General features: G+C 64.6%; 20 protein-coding genes. 7 read left to right on the forward strand and 13 right to left on the reverse strand.

Annotated features, from left to right (window positions below; all coding sequences use genetic code 11):
- Positions 1-38: 38 nt before the first annotated feature.
- The 5 genes from E3N85_RS05805 to hpaD are packed head-to-tail and all read left to right on the forward strand — an operon-like array spanning position 39 to position 5,796.
- On the forward strand, positions 39-1,505 hold the full coding sequence (locus tag E3N85_RS05805) for a fumarylacetoacetate hydrolase family protein (protein ID WP_174722465.1): 1,467 nt from the start codon (positions 39-41) through the stop codon (positions 1,503-1,505).
- Positions 1,487-2,212 carry a GntR family transcriptional regulator gene (locus tag E3N85_RS05810; RefSeq protein WP_134460558.1) on the forward strand — a complete coding sequence of 242 codons (726 nt, stop codon included), beginning with the start codon at positions 1,487-1,489 and terminating at the stop codon, positions 2,210-2,212. The genes E3N85_RS05805 and E3N85_RS05810 overlap by 19 nt, the downstream gene beginning before the upstream one ends.
- Entirely contained in the window at positions 2,209-3,159 is a 951-nt protein-coding gene (gene dapA, locus E3N85_RS05815) for a 4-hydroxy-tetrahydrodipicolinate synthase (protein ID WP_134460561.1), read from the forward strand. Before E3N85_RS05810 ends, dapA begins: the two co-directional genes overlap by 4 nt.
- Complete coding sequence (gene hpaE / locus E3N85_RS05820) at positions 3,156-4,679, forward strand: 5-carboxymethyl-2-hydroxymuconate semialdehyde dehydrogenase (RefSeq protein WP_134460564.1); 1,524 nt, start codon at positions 3,156-3,158, stop codon at positions 4,677-4,679. The genes dapA and hpaE overlap by 4 nt, the downstream gene beginning before the upstream one ends.
- 43 nt (positions 4,680-4,722) lie before the next feature.
- Positions 4,723-5,796 carry a 3,4-dihydroxyphenylacetate 2,3-dioxygenase gene (hpaD, locus tag E3N85_RS05825; protein WP_134460566.1) on the forward strand — a complete coding sequence of 358 codons (1,074 nt, stop codon included), beginning with the start codon at positions 4,723-4,725 and terminating at the stop codon, positions 5,794-5,796.
- Between the two features lie 168 nt (positions 5,797-5,964).
- On the opposite strand, the gene E3N85_RS05830 is transcribed toward hpaD, so the two are convergent.
- Genes E3N85_RS05830 through E3N85_RS05850 form a run of 5 tightly spaced genes read right to left on the reverse strand, consistent with a single transcriptional unit; the run spans position 5,965 to position 11,256 of the window.
- Complete coding sequence (locus E3N85_RS05830) at positions 5,965-6,696, reverse strand: alpha/beta fold hydrolase (protein ID WP_241978321.1); 732 nt, start codon at positions 6,694-6,696, stop codon at positions 5,965-5,967.
- Between the two features lie 58 nt (positions 6,697-6,754).
- The gene (locus E3N85_RS05835; protein WP_134460569.1) at positions 6,755-7,345 is read right to left on the reverse strand and encodes an isochorismatase family protein; all 591 of its coding nucleotides are present in this window, start codon (positions 7,343-7,345) and stop codon (positions 6,755-6,757) included.
- 39 nt (positions 7,346-7,384) lie between these two features.
- On the reverse strand, positions 7,385-8,857 hold the full coding sequence (locus E3N85_RS05840) for a D-alanyl-D-alanine carboxypeptidase/D-alanyl-D-alanine-endopeptidase (protein ID WP_134460572.1): 1,473 nt from the start codon (positions 8,855-8,857) through the stop codon (positions 7,385-7,387).
- 33 nt (positions 8,858-8,890) lie between these two features.
- Positions 8,891-9,877 carry a Gfo/Idh/MocA family protein gene (locus tag E3N85_RS05845; RefSeq protein ID WP_134460575.1) on the reverse strand — a complete coding sequence of 329 codons (987 nt, stop codon included), beginning with the start codon at positions 9,875-9,877 and terminating at the stop codon, positions 8,891-8,893.
- On the reverse strand, positions 9,874-11,256 hold the full coding sequence (locus E3N85_RS05850) for a DHA2 family efflux MFS transporter permease subunit (protein WP_134460578.1): 1,383 nt from the start codon (positions 11,254-11,256) through the stop codon (positions 9,874-9,876). The genes E3N85_RS05845 and E3N85_RS05850 overlap by 4 nt, the downstream gene beginning before the upstream one ends.
- Before the next feature lie 58 nt (positions 11,257-11,314).
- On the opposite strand from E3N85_RS05850, the gene E3N85_RS05855 reads away from it, so the two are divergent.
- Entirely contained in the window at positions 11,315-11,584 is a 270-nt protein-coding gene (locus E3N85_RS05855) for a hypothetical protein (protein WP_134460581.1), read from the forward strand.
- Positions 11,585-11,749: 165 nt separating this feature from the next.
- Here the strand turns inward: E3N85_RS05855 and E3N85_RS05860 are convergent, their stop codons facing one another.
- From E3N85_RS05860 to E3N85_RS05885, 8 genes are all read right to left on the reverse strand, one after another.
- A complete protein-coding gene (locus E3N85_RS05860) occupies positions 11,750-12,058 on the reverse strand; it encodes a thioredoxin family protein (RefSeq protein ID WP_134460584.1) in 309 nt (102 codons plus the stop codon).
- Between the two features lie 288 nt (positions 12,059-12,346).
- Positions 12,347-12,880 (reverse strand): DUF488 family protein, encoded by a 534-nt coding sequence (locus E3N85_RS05865; protein ID WP_134460587.1) that lies wholly within the window; start codon positions 12,878-12,880, stop codon positions 12,347-12,349.
- A 253-nt stretch (positions 12,881-13,133) separates the two neighbouring features.
- A complete protein-coding gene (locus tag E3N85_RS16925) occupies positions 13,134-13,265 on the reverse strand; it encodes a hypothetical protein (protein WP_255453860.1) in 132 nt (43 codons plus the stop codon).
- A 318-nt stretch (positions 13,266-13,583) separates the two neighbouring features.
- Entirely contained in the window at positions 13,584-14,132 is a 549-nt protein-coding gene (locus tag E3N85_RS05870; RefSeq protein ID WP_134460590.1) for a hypothetical protein, read from the reverse strand.
- A gap of 4 nt (positions 14,133-14,136) precedes the next feature.
- Positions 14,137-14,277, reverse strand: coding sequence for a hypothetical protein (locus E3N85_RS16235; protein ID WP_166783869.1), 141 nt, complete (start codon positions 14,275-14,277; stop codon positions 14,137-14,139).
- 469 nt (positions 14,278-14,746) lie between these two features.
- Positions 14,747-15,649, reverse strand: coding sequence for an alpha/beta fold hydrolase (locus E3N85_RS05875; protein ID WP_134460593.1), 903 nt, complete (start codon positions 15,647-15,649; stop codon positions 14,747-14,749).
- A gap of 263 nt (positions 15,650-15,912) precedes the next feature.
- A complete protein-coding gene (locus tag E3N85_RS05880; RefSeq protein ID WP_134460596.1) occupies positions 15,913-16,122 on the reverse strand; it encodes a DUF2945 domain-containing protein in 210 nt (69 codons plus the stop codon).
- Between the two features lie 93 nt (positions 16,123-16,215).
- On the reverse strand, positions 16,216-16,782 hold the full coding sequence (locus tag E3N85_RS05885) for a DUF488 family protein (protein ID WP_370289095.1): 567 nt from the start codon (positions 16,780-16,782) through the stop codon (positions 16,216-16,218).
- Between the two features lie 212 nt (positions 16,783-16,994).
- On the opposite strand from E3N85_RS05885, the gene E3N85_RS05890 reads away from it, so the two are divergent.
- Positions 16,995-17,756 carry a dienelactone hydrolase family protein gene (locus E3N85_RS05890; protein WP_134460602.1) on the forward strand — a complete coding sequence of 254 codons (762 nt, stop codon included), beginning with the start codon at positions 16,995-16,997 and terminating at the stop codon, positions 17,754-17,756.
- Positions 17,757-17,819: the final 63 nt, after the last annotated feature.

Consider the following 17,819-nt stretch of genomic DNA (forward strand, 5'->3'; position numbering starts at 1 on the left):
GACTCGCCTGACCGTACGCACCGACGCGATTGGACACCATGACCCTTGCACCCCTGCCAGATCTGGGTCGTCCCGGCAAGGTGATCGCCGTGCACATCAACTACCCTTCCCGGGCCGCGCAGCGCGGGCGCACCCCCGAGCAGCCGTCGTACTTCTTGAAACCCTCGACGAGCGTCGCGGCCAGCGGCGCCACCATCGTTCGCCCGAACGGATGCGAATTGCTCGCCTTCGAAGGCGAAATCGCGTTGGTCATCGGTCGCTCCCTGCGCGGTGTGAGCGTCGAAGACGGCTGGAGCGGCGTCGCCGGGGTCACGGCGGCCAACGACTTCGGCGTCTACGACCTGCGGTATGCCGACAAGGGCTCCAACCTGCGGTCCAAGGGCGGAGACGGGTTCACCCCCCTTGGTCCGCGCGTGATCGTGGCTGAGACCATCAACCCCGCCCAACTGCGCATTCGCACCTGGGTCAATGGTGAGCTCGTGCAGAGCGACACCACCGCCGACCTGCTCTTCAGCTTCGGTCGCCTCGTCGCCGATCTGTCCCAGCTGATCACGCTCGAACGCGGCGATGTCATTCTCACCGGAACCCCGGCCGGCGCCTCCGTCGTGGTGCCGGGCGATGTGGTGGAGGTCGAGGTTGACGCGCCGACCATGCCCGGCGCACCGAGCACCGGCCGCCTGGTCACGACGGTGGCCGCGGGCACGACACCGCTCGGCGCGTTCGGCGCCGGTCCAAGGCTCGACGACCTGCAGCGGGCCGAGGCCTGGGGCTCAGCCGAGGAGGCCGGCCTGACGCCCGAAACGACGTTCCTGCTGACCACTGAACTCAAGGCACGCATCAACAGCGTCGGCACCGCCACGCTCAGCTCACAGCTGCGCAAGCGCGGACTCGACAACGTGTCGATCGACGGCCTGCAGTCCACCCGCCCGAGCACCCGGCTGGTCGGGCGCGCCCGTACCCTGCGTTTCATTCCCAACCGAGAAGACCTGTTCACGGCGCACGGTGGCGGCTACAACGCCCAGAAGCGTGCGTTCGACGGCCTCGGCGTTGATGACGTGCTCGTGATCGAAGCCCGCGGCGAAACCGGCACCGGAACGGTCGGCGATATCCTCGCCCTGCGCGCCCAGGTGCAGGGCGCCGCCGGAATCGTCACCGACGGCGGTGTGCGCGACCTCGCCGCGGTCAGCGCGCTCGAGCTGCCCACCTACCACCGCGGCGGCCATCCGGCCGTGCTCGGCCGCCGCCACGTTCCGTGGGACGTAGACCTGACGATCGCCTGTGGCGGGGCATCCGTTCAGCCCGGCGACATCATCGTCGGCGACGCCGACGGCTTACTCGTCATTCCGCCGCACCTCATTGAACAGCTCGTCACCGACAGCATCGAGCAGGAGCGCGAAGAGACCTTCATTGCCGAGATGGTCGGCGCCGGCGAGGTCGTCGACGGCCTCTATCCGATGAATGCCGCGTGGAAGGAAAGGTATCGCGCATGGCTCACCCAGCAGTAAATTCAGCAGCGCAGACGGATGCCGCGCCTCCCGCCATCGGCAAGGCCCAGTTCGCCTACGACTGGCTGAAAACCCGCATCGACGATGGCACCTTCGGCCCCGGTTTTCGACTGGTCCTCGACCAGATCGCCCGGGACACCTCGATGAGCCCGGTTCCCGTGCGGGAAGCGATCCGCCGCCTCGAAGCGGAGGGACTCGTGACCTTCGTCCGCAATGTCGGGGCGCAGGTGGCCATGCTCGACCCCACCGAATATCGGCACACCATGCAGACACTCGGCCTGGTCGAGGGCGCCGCGACAGCGCTGTCGGCGCCGACCCTGAGCGTGGAAGCCATCGCCCGGGCCCGGCAGATCAACGCGCAGATGCGCGACACACTGCGCCACTTCGACCCGACACGCTTCACGACGCTCAACCGCGACTTTCATTCCGCGCTCTACAGCACCTGCCCCAACCCGCACATTCTCGACCTCGTGCACCGCGGGTGGAACCGTTTATCGGTGCTGCGCGAATCGACCTTCGGCTTCGTACCGGGGCGCGCGGCCGAATCGGTGGCCGAGCACGACCAGATTCTCGACCTGGTTGAGCAGCGAGCATCCGCTCATGACATCGAACATGCTGCGCGCGACCATCGGCTGGCCACCCTGAACGCATTTCTCTCGTCTCGCGCACCGACCCATCACGTTGGCCCCCAGGAAGGCACCTCATGAAGTTCCGCGGTAATCCGAACCAGATTCGCGGGTCCATCGCCGCGCTGATGACCCCGTTCACCGCCCGCGGAACCATCGACCATGCCGGGCTGACCAACTTGGTCAACTGGCAGATCGCCTCCGGCTCGCACGGCATCTCGATCGGCGGGTCGACCGGTGAACCGAGCTCGCAGACCATCGCCGAGCGCGCCGCCGCCATCCGCACCGTCGCGACGGCGATCGGCGAGCGCGTGCACTTCATGGCCGGAACCGGCTCCACCAGGCTCGACGAGACCCTCGAACTGACCGCGGCCGGCCGCGATGCCGGCATCGACGCCGCGCTCATCATCACGCCGTACTACGCCCGCCCCACCCAGGAGGCGCTCTACGTCTGGTACAAAACCGTCTGCGAAGAATTTCCCGACCTGCCGATCGTGGCCTACAACGTGCCGAGCCGCACCGCCGTCGACATCGCGCCCGAGACGGTCTACCGCCTCTTTCGCGATCTCGATAACTTCGTCGGAGTCAAGGAGACCACCAAGGACTTCGAGCACTTTTCCCGCGTGTTGCACCTGTGCGGCCCCGATCTGCTGGTCTGGAGCGGCCTCGAACTGCTCTGCCTGCCACTCATGGCCCTCGGCGGTGCCGGGTTCGTCAGCGCCACGAGCAACATCGCGCCGGCCGCCGTCGCCCAGATGTTCGAGGCCTGGGAAGCCGGCGATTTCGTCACCGCCCGCACGATTCACTACGGCCTGCACCCGCTCGTCGACGTGCTGTTCGTGGAAACCAACCCGGCACCGGGCAAGTGGGTCATGGCCCAGCGCGGCCTGATCGAGAGTGGCTTCGTGCGCCCGCCGCTGATCGAACCGACCCCCGGCGGCCTGGCCAAAATGCGCGTGCTCCTGGACGCCGGCTCCGAGTACCTCACGTCGACCGCCGGCTTCACCCTGACCGGTGCCTCCAAATGATCGAATCCAGCACGCAGGCGCACTACGTACCCGCTGACCTGCCCACCAGCCTCCGTCATTTCATCGGTGGCGAATTCGTTGACAGCGTCGGCGGCGAGACTTTCGACGTGCTCGACCCGGTCTCGAACCAGACCTACGCCACCGCGGCGGCCGGCCAGCAGGCCGACGTCGACCTGGCCGTCGCCGCCGCCAAGCACGCCTTCGATACCGGACCCTGGCCGCGCATGCTCCCCCGCGTCCGCGCCAGGGTGCTGCACCGCATCGCCGACGCCGTCGAGGAGCAGGATGCCCGGCTCGCCGAACTCGAAACGTTCGACACCGGGCTGCCCATCACGCAGGCGCTCGGCCAGGCGCAGCGCGCGAGCGAGAACTTTCGCTTCTTCGCCGACCTGATCGTGGCGCAGGCCGACGACACCTACAAGGTGCCGGGCAAGCAGATCAACTACGTCAACCGCAAGCCGGTCGGTGTCGCCGGGCTGATCACCCCGTGGAACACCCCGTTCATGCTGGAAAGCTGGAAGCTCGCGCCCGCGCTCGCCTCCGGCTGCACCGTCGTGCTGAAACCGGCCGAATTCACGCCGCTGTCGGCGAGCCTGTGGGCGGAGATCTTCGCCGCCGCCGGGGTGCCCGACGGCGTGTTCAACCTGGTCAATGGTCTCGGCGAGGAGGCCGGCGATGCGTTGGTCAAGCATCCGGATGTGCCGCTCATCTCGTTCACCGGCGAGACGACCACCGGCCAGACCATCTACCGCAATTGCGCCGCGCACCTCAAGGGCATGTCGATGGAGCTCGGCGGCAAGTCGCCCGCCGTCGTCTTCGCCGACGCCGACCTCGACGCCGCGATCGACTCGACCCTGTTCGGCGTGTTCAGCCTCAACGGCGAGCGCTGCACGGCGTCGAGCCGCATCCTGGTCGAGCGCTCCATCTACGACGAATTCTGCGCCCGCTACGCTGCCCGCGCTCAAAGCATCGTGGTCGGCGACCCGCACGACCCGACAACCGAGGTCGGTGCTCTCGTGCACCCAGAGCACTACGCCAAGGTCATGAGCTACGTCGAGATCGGCAAGACCGAGGGACGTCTGCTCGCCGGCGGCGGTCGCCCGGCCGGGCTACCCGAGTGGTTGGCACAGGGCAACTACGTCTCCCCCACGGTGTTTGCCGACGTCGCGCCGACCGCCCGCATCTTTCAGGAGGAGATCTTCGGCCCGGTCGTGACCATCACGCCCTTCGAAACGGATGCCGAAGCGCTCACCCTGGCCAACGGCGTGAAGTACGGGTTGGCTGCGTACATCTGGACCACAGACCTCACCCGCGCGCACAACTTCGCGCAGTCGGTCGATGCTGGAATGGTCTGGTTGAACTCGCACAACGTGCGTGACCTGCGCACCCCCTTCGGCGGCGTCAAGGCCTCCGGCCTCGGCCACGAGGGCGGCTACCGGTCCATCGACTTCTACACCGATTCGCAGGCCGTGCACATCACGCTCGCTCCCGTGCACACGCCCCGTTTCGGCGGCAAGTAGCTCGTTTTCAGTCCCGCGGCCACCGATCAGCCAGGAGAACCCCATGACAATTCGGATCCCCACCCCCACCCAGGCCCCGCCGGATATTCTGCGCTGCGCCTACATGGACATCGTCGTGACCGACCTCGCCACGTCGCGCGCGTTCTACGTCGACATTCTCGGCCTCGTCGTCACCGAGGAGAGCGACACCGAGATCTACCTGCGCAGCTTCGAGGAATTCATCCACCACAACCTCGTGCTGCGCCGGGGGCCCATTGCCGCCGTCGCCGCGATGGCCTTTCGGGTGCGCGGCCCCGAAGATGTCGACCTGGCCGAGGCCTACTACCGGGAACTCGGCTGCCGCACCGAACGCCGCACCGAGGGCTTCGTCAGGGGCATCGGCGACAGTGTGCGCGTCGAAGACCCGCTCGGGTTTCCCTATGAATTCTTTTACGCAACCACCCACGTCGAGCGCCTCGCCTGGCGCTATGACCTGCAGGGCCCCGGCGCGCTCGTGCGGCTGGACCACTTCAACCAGGTCACCCCCGACGTCGGCCGCGGCCGTAAATACCTCGAAGATCTAGGCTTCCGCGTCACCGAAGACATCCAGGATTCCGACGGCGTCACCTACGCAGCCTGGCTGCGCCGCAAGGACACCGTGCACGACACCGCCCTCACCGGCGGCAACGGCCCGCGTATGCACCACATCGCCTTCGCCACCCACGAGAAGCACAACATCATCTATATCTGCGACAAGCTCGGCGCGCTGCGCAAGAGCGACCTGATCGAGCGCGGACCTGGTCGGCACGGCGTCTCGAACGCGTTCTACCTCTACCTTCGTGACCCCGACGGCCACCGCGTCGAGATCTACACGCAGGACTATTACACCGGCGACCCCGACAACCCCGTCGTCACCTGGGACGTGCACGACAACCAGCGCCGGGACTGGTGGGGCAACCCCGTCGTACCCAGCTGGTATGCGGACGCGTCGCTCGTGCTCGACCTCGATGGCAAGCCCCAGCCCGTGCTCGAACGCACCGAGTCGAGTGAAATGGCCGTGACCGTCGGCGCTGACGGATTCTCCTACACCCGCAAGAACGACGAGCTTGCCGGCTTCAAACTCGGTACCACCCTCTAGTTCTCTGCAGCGGGCCGATTTGCGGCTGGGCCCGCAATCGCCCGGCGGCCGGGTACCGCAGATATCGCCGTCCGCGCTACAGGTTTCAGTGCCGCACAGGCATCCCGAAACGAGAACTGGGCTGCAGCACACGCTCGCCCCTCCGCTCTCGCCCGCCGCCTCGGAGGCTCAGGCCAGAAACTCCAACGCCGCCTGCTTGAACTCCCGCGCGGTGAGCGCGGTGAGGTGGGTGCGGCCGGGCAGCTCGAGGTACCGGGCGCCGCGCTCGGCCGCCAGAGCGGCCACCCCCGCCGGAATCGAGTCCGCCCCACCCGCCACAAACAGCTGCGGGATGCCCGCCGGTACGTCGAGCGTGCAGCCCGCGACGCCTTGCACGCACGCCACCAGCGCCTCCCGGTCGGCACCCGCCAAGATCGCCGGTCCGAGCACCGCGGCGATGGTCGGGTCGGCCGGATGATCGCCAGATCCCACGAAGCGGTTGATGGCGTTGAGATCCCAGGTATCGAAAAGTTCAAGCGGGCCCGCCCCGCCGAGCACGAGGCGTCGCACGCGTTCCGGAGCAAGCTGGGCCAGGGCGGCCACGACTCGCGACCCCATGGAGTACCCGATCAGGTCGACCTGCTCGAGTCCGAGGGTGTCGAGTACGGCCACCAGGTCGGCGGCAAGCTGCCTCGGTGCGTAGTCGGCGGCGCGATGCGGTTTGTCGCTGCGGCCGTGGCCGCGCAGGTCGGGCGTGATCGCGCCGCGCCCGGCCTCGCCGAGCGCGCGCACCCAGCCGGAATCAACCCAGGTGAGCGCGGCGGTCGACGCGAAACCGTGCACGAGCACCACCGGTCGCTCCCCCGGTGCGGCGTCAAAAGCGATGCGCACGCCGTCGAGGCGCCGGGCGAACTCGGTCACGACACCTCCCCGGTCGCTGCGACGCTAAGAAACGCGTGGGTGACCCCGGTGACACGGATCACTCGACGGCGTCGCTCGCGGCGAATACCGCGCCGGCATGGGCCATCTCAGCAAGGGAGGTCGCGGTGGATTCGGCGGCGACACCGGCAACCAGATCGGTCAGCACGCGCACGTGCTGGCCGTGTTCGAGGGCGTCGAGGGTGGAGGCCCGCACGCAGTAGTCCGTCGCCACACCGACGATATCGATGTTCGTCACCCCGTGCTCGCTCAGCAGCGCCGCCACGGTCTGGCCAGCTTCGGTGGTGCCCTCGAAGATGGAGTACGCGGGCTGGCCCTGACCCTTGCGAATGTGGAAGGTCACGGCATCCGTTTTCAGGGCGGGGTGGTATTCGGCGCCCGCAGTGCCGGCCACACAGTGCACCGGCCAGGTCGTGACATAGTCGGGGGCCGTGTCACGGGCGAAGTGGCCCCCGTTGTCGTTGCCGATATCGTGCCAGTCGCGCGAGGCGAACACGTACTTGTAGGCGAGCGGATGCTGCGCGAGCAGCGCGCTCACGCCCGCCGCGACGGCCGCCCCGCCGTCGACGCCGAGCGCGCCGCCCTCGGTGAAGTCATTTTGAACGTCGATGATGAACAGTGCACGGGTCACGAGGTCTCCTCCGATATTCGAGTGTCAGTTATTGGACAGTCAGTTATTGGACAGGTTATCGCCGCAGTGGAAAAACCCGGTGGCCAGCGAGTCGATGGCGATTTTCGCATTTGAGCTCACGGTGCCGATGGCATAGATGGCGAAGGTGAGCGGGGTGCCGTCGGCGGCATGGATGATGCCGGCAAGCGTATAGCCGGTGTCGATCCAGCCGGTCTTGGCGAAGACGGCACCGTCGGCAGCGGCGTTGGCACCGGCGAAGCGGTCGCTGTAGGAGAGGGAGCCACGCGGTCCGCCGGCAATCGGCAGGCCGTCGAACAGTACGCCCAGATTGCCCTCGCGAGCGTTGACCTTGAGGAACAGGGCGGTCAGATAAGCCGGCGACACGGCATTGTGGGGGCTGAGGCCCGATCCGTCCTTGATGATCATGCCGGTTGTGTCGATGCCGTAGGCGGCCAGGCCGCCAACGATGCCCTGTTGCAGTGCGGAGAAGGAGTTTCCGGCGCCGTTTTCAATGGCCACGAGGCGGGCGAGCATCTCGGCGACGGTGTTGTCGCTCACGATGAGGGACTGCTCGATGAGGGTCGACACCGTCGCGGACTGCACGGCACCGAGTTGGGCGGCACCGGCCGGGGCGGTGGCCCGACTGAGGGCGAGCTCGCCGCCGAGCGCATCGGCAAAGGCCTGGCCGGCCCGAGCAACCGGGTCTTCGCTGCGAGCGGAGGTGCTGCGGGTGGGGTCGTTGCGGTCGCCGTCCACCATGAGAGCGGTGATCTCGGGCATGGTGCCGAGGCCGAGTTCGGTGCGGGCCCAGCCCTCGTCCCAGTCGGGGCCGGAGAAGTACGAGGAGTCGAGCACGAGCGAGGTGATCGGCGGGTTGGCCGGATCGGCGGCCCAGGCGGCCCTGGTCTGAGTGGCGAGGTCGTCCAGGTGGGCAGCGCCGGTATAGAACGGTTCCTGGCCGGTGGGCAGCCGTGACAGGGTGAGGTCTCCGCCGCCGACGAGCACGACCTGGCCGGGTTCGGCACCCTTCACGACGCGGGTCGTCGCCCGGTAGTCGCTACCGAGCACGTTCAGCGCGGCGGCAGAGGTGAGCACCTTCATGACGCTGGCCGTGCGTGAGGCGGACGTTCCACCCCGGTCGAACAACACCTCGCCGGTGGTGGCGTTGACAACCCGCGCCTGAAATTCGGCGAGGCGGGTGTCGGCGGCGAGCCCGGCCACCGAGCAGCTGCGCAGCCCCCTGGCTGTCGTCGGCTCGGCGGGCACCGGCCGGGCAGGGTCGACGGTGGTCGTTGGGCTCGGCGTCGCTGTGGGTGTGACCGCAACGGATGCCGCCGCCGGCTCATTCGTGCCGGTCTGGGTGCCGGCGAAGACGGCTCCGCTGCACAGCAGCACGAAGACGAGGGCCGCGATCAGGGCGGCCCGGCGGTGCTGGGCGAACACGGCTGCAGTTCCGCCCCGGGGGGCGCGGTCGGCGTCAGCGTCCACGGGTGACTGCTCTGCTTGGTCCACCTCCGTATGCTATCCGACGCGCCATCGGGCAGGCTATTCGCCCGGGTAGCGCAAGCCGATCTGCGCCCGCACCGCGTCGAGGGTGTGCATGATGGCAACCGACTCCTCGGCCGGCATGATATCGCTCGAGACCTTGCCAGCACGGATCAGCGTCTCGGCTTCGACCGCCTCGAACTGCATGCCGCGGCCGGTGAATTCGGCCGCAACGAAGGTTTCCAGCACGGCACCGAGATTGTCGAGCACCCGAAATCCAGTCGGTGAGTACCAGACGGCGTCGAGGTCGATGCGCCCGTGTGTGCCGATGATCGACGCAGTGGTGGGGCCGAGGGTGTCGCTGGCCGAGAACGTCGTGGCAATCTGCCCGCCCGCATAACGAAAAATGGTCGCGACCTGGGCATCCGCTCCGGTCGCTTTGAAGGACGCGCTGGCCAGAATCGTCTCGGGGGTTCCAAAGACGGCGTGCGCGAAGTTCACCGGGTAGACGCCGAGATCCAGCAACGCGCCACCGCCGAGGGCGAGCGCGTTCAGTCGGTGTGTCGGATCGTCTGGCAGGTCCTGGGTGTGGTCGGCGTGCACGCTGCGCACGTCGCCGAGCGTGCCGGCGGCGAGAATCTCGCGGATGCGCGCCATGTGCGGCAGAAACCGGGTCCACATGGCTTCGAGCACGAGCAGGTTCTTGCTCGCGGCGAGGTCGACGATCTGTTGGGCTTCCCGGGCGTTGACCGCGATCGGCTTCTCGACCAGCACGTGCTTGCCGGCGTTCAGCGCGAGCGTGGCGTGCTCGGCGTGGAACGGGTGCGGCGACGATACGTAGATGACGTCGACCTCGGGGTCGTCGACCAGCGCTTCGTAGCTGGCATGCGCGGTAGGGATGCCGAATTCGGCGGCGAAGGCATCCGCTGACGCCTGGCTGCGTGACCCGACGGCCTGCACCGTATGGCCGTTCTGCACGAGATCGTTGGTGAACAGGTGGGCGATACCGCCGGTGGCCAGAATTCCCCAGCGAATGAGAGCAGTCATCCCTGCAGCTTATCTGCCGGCACCACCCGTGAATTCTGGATGCCGAGGCCCGAGATGATTCCGCCTCCGACCAGCAGGATTCCGGTGACGATCGCGGCGCGATGGAACCCGTCGAGGTCGAGCACCGGGCCCACGATGATACTTGCCGCCGCGATGGCGACGAGGCCGGCGACACGAGAGAGCGCGTTGTTGACGGCGGAGGCGATACCCGCCCGGTCGGGTTCGATTGCACCGAGAATCGCGGAGGTCAGCGGCGCGACCGTGATCGTCAGGCCCAGGCCGAAGATGATGACGCCGGGCAGGACCTGACTGGAATAGGTGACACTCGAGTCGATGCGCAGCATGACGAAGAACCCGATTCCGGCGATGATCGGCCCGACGCACATGAACAGGCGCGGACCGAACCGGCCGGCCAGACGACCGATGACGGTGGACAGCGCGATGCTCAGGATGCTCACGGGCAGCAGGGCCAAACCGGCGAACGTCGCACTGTACCCGCCGACCTGTTGCAAGAAGACAGCAAGCAGGAACGTGCCGAGCGACAGGGCAGCGTAGATGAAGGTCGTCGCCACGTTTCCCACCCAGAAGTTGCGCACCCGAAACAGGCTGAGCGGCATCATCGGCGCTTTCGTGCGATTCTCGTGCCAGAGGAACGCGGCGAAACTCAGAAAACCCACGACGAGCGGAACCAGGATAACCGGGCTGCCCCACCCGAAGTTGGCCTGTTCGATCAGCGCGAAGACGGGCAGGGCCAGGCCGAATACTCCGAGCACCGCGCCCACGACGTCGACGCGGGTCGCGGCATCCGCCGTCTGATCACTCGGCAGCCGCGCCAGCAGAAACAGCGTCGCCGCGATGGGCACGAGGTTGATAGCGAACACCAGTCGCCAGGAAGACAGATCGACCAGGAGACCGCCGATGAGCGGGCCGGCGATGAAGGCGGTGCTGGTCCAGGCAGTCCAGGTGCCGATCGCTCGGGCCTGGCCAGCGCCGGAAAAGGTACTGAAGATGAGGGCGAGGGAGCTCGGTACCAGCAGGGCGCCAGCCACACCCTGCAGCGCACGCGCGCCAATCAGAAAGGGAGCGCTCGGAGCCACAGCACAGAGAACGGATGCCGCGGCGAACCCCAGCAGACCCCAGAACAAGACCCGCTTGCGCCCGAACGCGTCGGACAGGGAGCCCGCGAGCAAAATAATGCCACCGAGCGTGATGAGGTAGGCATCGACGACCCACTGCTGGGTCGCTATGCCCCCGCCGAGCTCGCGGGTGATCGCCGGGAGGGCCACATTGATGACGGTGCCGTCGAGAAAGGCGATGAACGAGGCAAGCACCGCGACCACAAGAACGAGCCGTTGGGTCGCGGTCGGTGGACGAGTCATGACTTGAGTTAACCGCACAGGCCGCCGCGTCGTGCAAATAATAGGTCAAACTAGACCAATGATCACCCTGCAGCAGGATGCCGATGGCTTCATCCGCATGAACCGCCACTTTCCCCACAACTCGCTCATTAGCATCAGCTTCACCGCAGGGGCTGCGGAGCAATTTACCGGAGCCCAGCTGAACGCCGTCTTCGACGACGCACTGGCCGAGTTTCGCGGGCAGAACCGCCTCGAGGGAGCGAAGGGATTCTCCCGTGCGCCCGCGAAAACCGTGCAGCCCACGAAGAACATCACCTTCGTCAAGGTGCGCCCCGGAATGGCTAGCTAGCCCCGCCGGCTCACGGCAACCCCTGACGGCACCGGTCAGCGTCTGTCCCGGTGGCGCCCCAGCGCAACGCACAGCCCGCACCGGCGGCAGATCCAGGCGTCGGAGTCCCCGAATGCGTGCAGGCGGTGCGGGAGCGGATAGTCGCAACGGGAGCAGTGGAGGACCTCAGCCACGAGCGGCAATGGCCTCACGAAGTTGTTCCCCCGTCGGCCATCCGGAAAGCCCGCCGGGCGTCGAGTAGACCCGGCAGGCCAGCTGCTCGATGCGCCCCGCCGACGGAAACAAATCGGTGCCGTCGATCAGGATGGTCGGCGACCCGGCAAACCGCACCTCCGCCGCCGCGGCGGGTGAGTCGATCAGCGTGTGGGTGATGGCGGCGGTCTGGTGGCCAGTCGCGTCCAGTGCTGCCCGAAGCAAACGTGCCGCTTCACGCCCGCCCGCACAATCGACGATGTGCAAAATTTCCGCCTGCATAGTCTCCAGAATACGCACACGTCCCTGACTGCCGGCGAGATCAAATCAGGCTGGGTGCGGCGCCAGCGCGGCGAGCGCAGCATCCGGCGTCCTGCCCGGAGTGTGCGCTGGCACCGCACCGTCTGTATCGGTCTGGAACAGGGTGCAGAGTGCCGGTGGCCCCTCATATTGCAGCCTTGAGCTTGAGAATGTCCGGTGGCAGGGCCGCCAGTCGCCATTTTGAGGCGAGTGGGTATCGAAAGGATCGAACTACTTTTAAAACGAGATGCGGATTCGTACCCTCATCAATCAATCGTCTGGTGGGTACCAAACGCGGTCACCATCGACCTTTGCGAAGCTGGTCATGGTGTGCGGCTTGGTCGAGGTCGGGCTCATGATGTCGGCAACCTGAAGGCCCCGAGCCAGCAACGCGTCTCCGATCAGCGACCGGTGACAACGCCAGGGCACAGCCTCGGCACACATGATCGCCACCATCTGCTTCTTCGCCAGCGCCGTCAACTCCTCGACGCCGGCAACGAACTCGGAGGTTTGCATGTAGTCGGCGTAGTTGCGGAAGCTCCTGTTACGCCACGCTCGGTTGATCGATGCTTCCGCCACCGGAGTGTGCCGTAAGCCTCCGAGCTTTGGGAGCCGCTGATAGTCGATTCCGTGCTCCGGCATGCTTTTGACGAGTTCGTGTTCCCCGAATTGCGGGTTGTGACGAGACCCTGGAACGGTGCGCACGTCGATGAGACGTTCGACACCGTGTGCTTTCAACATTCCAACGAACTCATCAATCGGATGAGTCGAATGCCCGATCGTGTACACCCAGGTTTCGGCCATGCTCTCATTGAACCGCACATGCTCGAGCCCGCATCAGGAATGTCAGATTTGCGCGCCCCACACCATGCTCCTCAATAACGTGCGGGAGGGCCTCGCATGCTGGCCGACACCGTGTTGACATCCTGAAGCTGTGGGTAACCTGATCGGTGACGAGGCTTACTCATTCGAGTCCACCGATTCACCCGAACCGATGCGGACTTCCCCGGTGGCGCCGCCGCCACCGGACTCGGGGTGGAACCTTGAGTGCGTCGAGCTACATCACAGCCTCAAGTGCTCCGGTGACGAGGTCCGCGTCATAGCTGAGCTCGATGATGTCGTCCCAGGCGTTACCAGAGACAAGGTCGTATGCCCCGGGTGATCGTTGGTCGGAGCGGACGAATCTCACGCCGGGTGGGACTGCTCCAGATTCGCCGCGAGCCAGGCACGTCACGTCCTGGCCTTGAACCGCCAACGCCGAACCCTCAACGGGCACCAACTACTGAGAGTTTGTTCACAGTTGAGGGGTCTTGGTTGTTACAGGATGCAGGTCAGGAACCCGGTCATTCATGGTGTCCAGGCTTTCAACGCTGCCGTCGAGCCGCGGGTCGTTCGGCCCGGGCAAGCGGGCCCGAAACCGCTGAGGTGGCGGATTTAGTTCTAGAGGTTCGCGTTGTGCAGCTCCGCGGCCTTCTCGGGGCTGGCGCTCATTGTGTCCCGCACGGGCTCATCCCCGAGCGGCTGACTCTTCCCGCACCCAGCGGGACAAGGTGTCCACCGCCACGTCGCGCCCTGAGAGAACAATGCCGAGCGCTTCCTTATATACGACATCACGCACGGGAAGAGGTCGCCCTTTCCCCACATCAAGCATCGTCAACCCATTCCTGAAATCACGCTTGTGGCCCTTATAAATCACCCAGTGCGCATCAGGGATAGCGGTAATCAACACTTCACCGAGATACGCTTGCACCTCATCGATCAGTTCAAGCTGACTTGACGTGAATGGACCGCTCCCCGGAACACCTTTCTCGGCTGTGGGTCTTCCCGGGTCCCACCAGGACGGTAGGTTCGCCGTTTCCGTCTCTTTTGGTTCCTTGATGTGCGTCAGGAACCATTCGTTCACGGCGTCCAGGCTTTCGACGCTGCCGTCCACTTGCGGATCGCCCGGCCCGCTCAACCAATTCCGAAGATGCGCCTGCGCCGGTTTCAATTCCCGGACATATGCCTCGTGTAATTCCTCGCACTTTTCGCGGCTGGCGCTCATGGTGTCCAACATGATCTCAGGCTACCCAAAGGGTGAAAGGGATGCCGAGGCGCTCAAACCGCTCGAGCAGAGCGACGTCGGGCCCGACGGTGCTGTTGCGACTCGTGAAGAAGTGCCATTCGACTGTGTCAATACCAGTGTCTTCGTCGAGCTTCATGGCGAAGTCCCGCTCCGCCGCTGAGACGGCTTTGAAAAATAACTCTGACCAAGAGTTTTAGTGGAGCCGCCTGTCAGAATCGAACTGACGACCTTCTCATTACGAGTGACCGATAGGTGCCGGGAAACACGCCTCGCTGCGTCAAAATCGTTGATTTTGCGGGCTTCTTGGGCTCAACGTGATCACCGAAAACAGCGTCATTCACGTTCAAATGTGGGCAAATTATGGGCAAGAAAATGATCCGCCCACTCGGAGAAGACTGCCCAAGTCGCGCGGCTAGATGGGCGGCATTGACAGTTGTGCGAATTCCGCTCGATTTTAGGCGTCGGAGCGCGCTTGGTGGTCAAGCTTCCAGTCGGCATTGAGCCGAGCGTAGAGCTGGCCCAGGACGCACCCAGTACGGTGTCATTGTGACCGAAGAGAACCTGGCGCCCGGCGAAAGTGGCGGTGCGTGTACTTCGAGTGGCTCCTATTGCGTATGTCGCCCGATGAAGTCATCGATCAGATGCACAACGGTGTCCAGCTGCTCGTCCAAGACGAAGTGCCCGGTGTCGAGCAGGTGCAATTCAGCAGACGGAAGATCATCGAGGTACGCGCGCGCGCCTGCTTCAGAAAAGAACTGATCGTTACGCCCCCAAGGCAAAAGCATGGGGGGCTGATGCTCGCGCATCCACGCGTGCCACGCGGAATACAGCACGACATTGGACTGGTAGTCATAGAGCAGGTCGAGCATGATCTGGTCTCGTCCGGCTTGATCGAGCCAGTGTTGATCCAAAGTCCATGCGTCCGGATCGACGAACTCTGGATGCGCGGCCCCCTCGAGATGTTGGGAGCGCGTTGCCTCAGCTGTAAGCGCTCCGCGGATAACAGGCTCCATCTCCTCTTGATTTATCCAGTACTGGACCACAGGCTGCATATTCGGTCCCAGTCCGGACTCGTAGGCGTTGCCATTTTGTGCGATGACCCCCTGTATCCAATTCGGATGTCGCGCCGCGATGCGATACCCGATAGGAGCCCCAAAGTCGAAAACGTACATGAAGAACTTGTCGATGCCGAGGGTGACTAGAAACGCTTCGATAACCTCGGCGATGTGATCGAAAGAGTAAACGAAGTCTCCGCCGCCACTACTCGAGGTGGGAGCGCCACTGTAACCAAACCCCGGGTAATCCGGTGCGATGAGATGCACCCGATCGCTGAGCCGATCCATCAGGTCTGCATACTGGTGCGACGCAGCAGGGAAACCATGCAGCAGCACGAGCGTCGGCCCATCCGCCGGACCCGCTTCCCGATAGAAGATCTCCAGCCCGTCGACGGAAACGGTGCGATGCCGCACCCCCGTGAGCTGATCAGTTTCCGTGTTAAATTCGGCCATACTGTCCTCGTTTCGCCCGCTTATGCCTACAAATCAGGCTTTCACTCGCGGTAGCTCATGTCAACACGCCCACAAAGTGATGCTATTTTCGCTCGTCCCTGACGAGATGGAAGATGACCACGTCTACGCCCCGACTCACTTTTAAGCGGGCTGCGGCACACACTGTCGACCGTCGCCCTCCGATCGTGGCCGCCATCACCGCTGCCCGCAGGCACAGGACGTTTGCACGTTCGCGTTGGTCTCCAATTGGTGGCCGCGCATGGCTAGATCTTCGTCAGGGCCTCGCCCTTATGCATCGCCACGTGGTCAGTCGTGTCGCTCGTGATCTCGTACTGCGGATCGTCGATACTGCATCGGCGAATGTGGCCTTTGTATTCCACGTCTTTCGTATGGACCTTTGCGATGGTGCCGTGCACATGGCCGGCCTCGGAGTTCCAGCGCACGTGATCGCCGACTGAAAATTTTTTCGTCATGAGTATGCCTTTCACCTTTCACAATGGTGCCCAATTTTTCTAACGTATTCCCTGCACTACCTTGCCCGAGATCTGGATTTGCACCCTCGGTGATTAATCTTCCGGCGGGTACCAGAGGCGGTCACCCTCGACCTTGGCAAAGCTGGTCATGGTGTGCGGTTTGGTCGAGGTCAAGCTCATAATGTCGGCAACTTGGACGCCCCGCGCCAGCAACGCGTCTCCAATCAGCGATCGGTGACAACGCCAGGGCACGGCCTCGGCACACATGATCGCCACCGTCTGCTTCTTCGCCAGCGCCATCAACTCGTCGACGCCGGCAACGAACTCGGAAGATTGCATGTAGTCGGCGTAGTTGCGAAAGCTCCTGTTACGCCACGCTCCGTTGATAGATGTTTCAGCCGCCGGAGTGTGCCGTAACCCGCCGAGCTCGGGGAGTCGCTGATAATCAATACCTGCCTCCGGCATGCTTGTGACGAGTTCGTGTTCCCCGAATTGCGGATTGTGACGAGACCCCGGAACGGTGCGCACGTCCATGAGTCGTTCGACACCATTTGCCTCCAAGATTCCAACGAACTCATCAATCGGATGAGTCGAATGCCCGATCGTGTACACACAGATTCCAGCCATGCTCCCATTCAACCGCACGCATGAAGCCCGCATCAGGAATGTTAGATTTGTGCGCCCGACACTCGGCTCCGCAATAACGAGCGAGACCTCGTATGGTGGCATCATCCTGTCGCCGTCCTGAAGCCGTCGGTAACCTGATCAGTGACGAAGCTTCCTCGTTCCAGCCCACCGCTTCACACGAGCAAGGCGCGGATATCCCCGATAACACCGCTGCCATAGGTAGTCCTTGAACGAACGGAGAAAGCATGCAACCGATTCCGAACCGTTCCGACAATTCGCACGCGACTAAAACTGTAGGGGCTGGTGGTGTCCCACTGACAGTGTCACCGCCGGCGGGCGTAGCCCGGGCTGGAGTCATTGTGCTCCACGAAGTCTGGGGCCTCTCCGCACCAGTTGCCGATCTCGTCGTCCGCCTGGCCAGCTGTGGTTACATCACCGCCGCGCCGCACCTCTACCACCGCATCGCAGACCCCGTCGTCACCGATGGGAAATACACACAAGCCCGCCGTTACCACGACACCCTCACGACGGAAGGGCTCACATTCGACATCGAGAGTGCCCTGGCCTGGATCCGCGCCCAAGGAGCACAAAAAGTAGCGATAATAGGCTTCTCCATGGGAGGCACCCTCGCATTGTGGGCGGCAGCAACACTACACATCGATGCCGCAGTCACCTTCTACGGCGCCAGCCTAGCTTCACCACGCTGGCCGGGCATCCTCAGCGGAATCGATGCCGCACGCATGCTCAAGGCACCCTGGCTGGGAATATATGCCGGCAAAGACGTCAGCACCCCCGCCCGCGACATCCAACAGATGCGCGAGATCCTCACCCACAACACCACGCAATCCGCGGTGGTTATTTACCCCAAAGTCCGCCACGGCTTCGCGCTAGACCTAGACCTTCCACGTCACGCCGCAGACGAAACAACAGACGCATTCGAGCGAACAGCTCTCTTCCTGAAAACCCATTTACGCGAAGCCAGCCGGCCGCTTCCGCAAACGGTGTAACAGGATATCTCGGATCGGGCATCCGCCACAGAACTCCGAGCCCACGACCCACGACGCCGAGCG

The sequence above is a fragment of the Cryobacterium sp. Hz9 genome (genome assembly GCF_004402825.1).
GTDB lineage: Bacteria > Actinomycetota > Actinomycetes > Actinomycetales > Microbacteriaceae > Cryobacterium > Cryobacterium gelidum.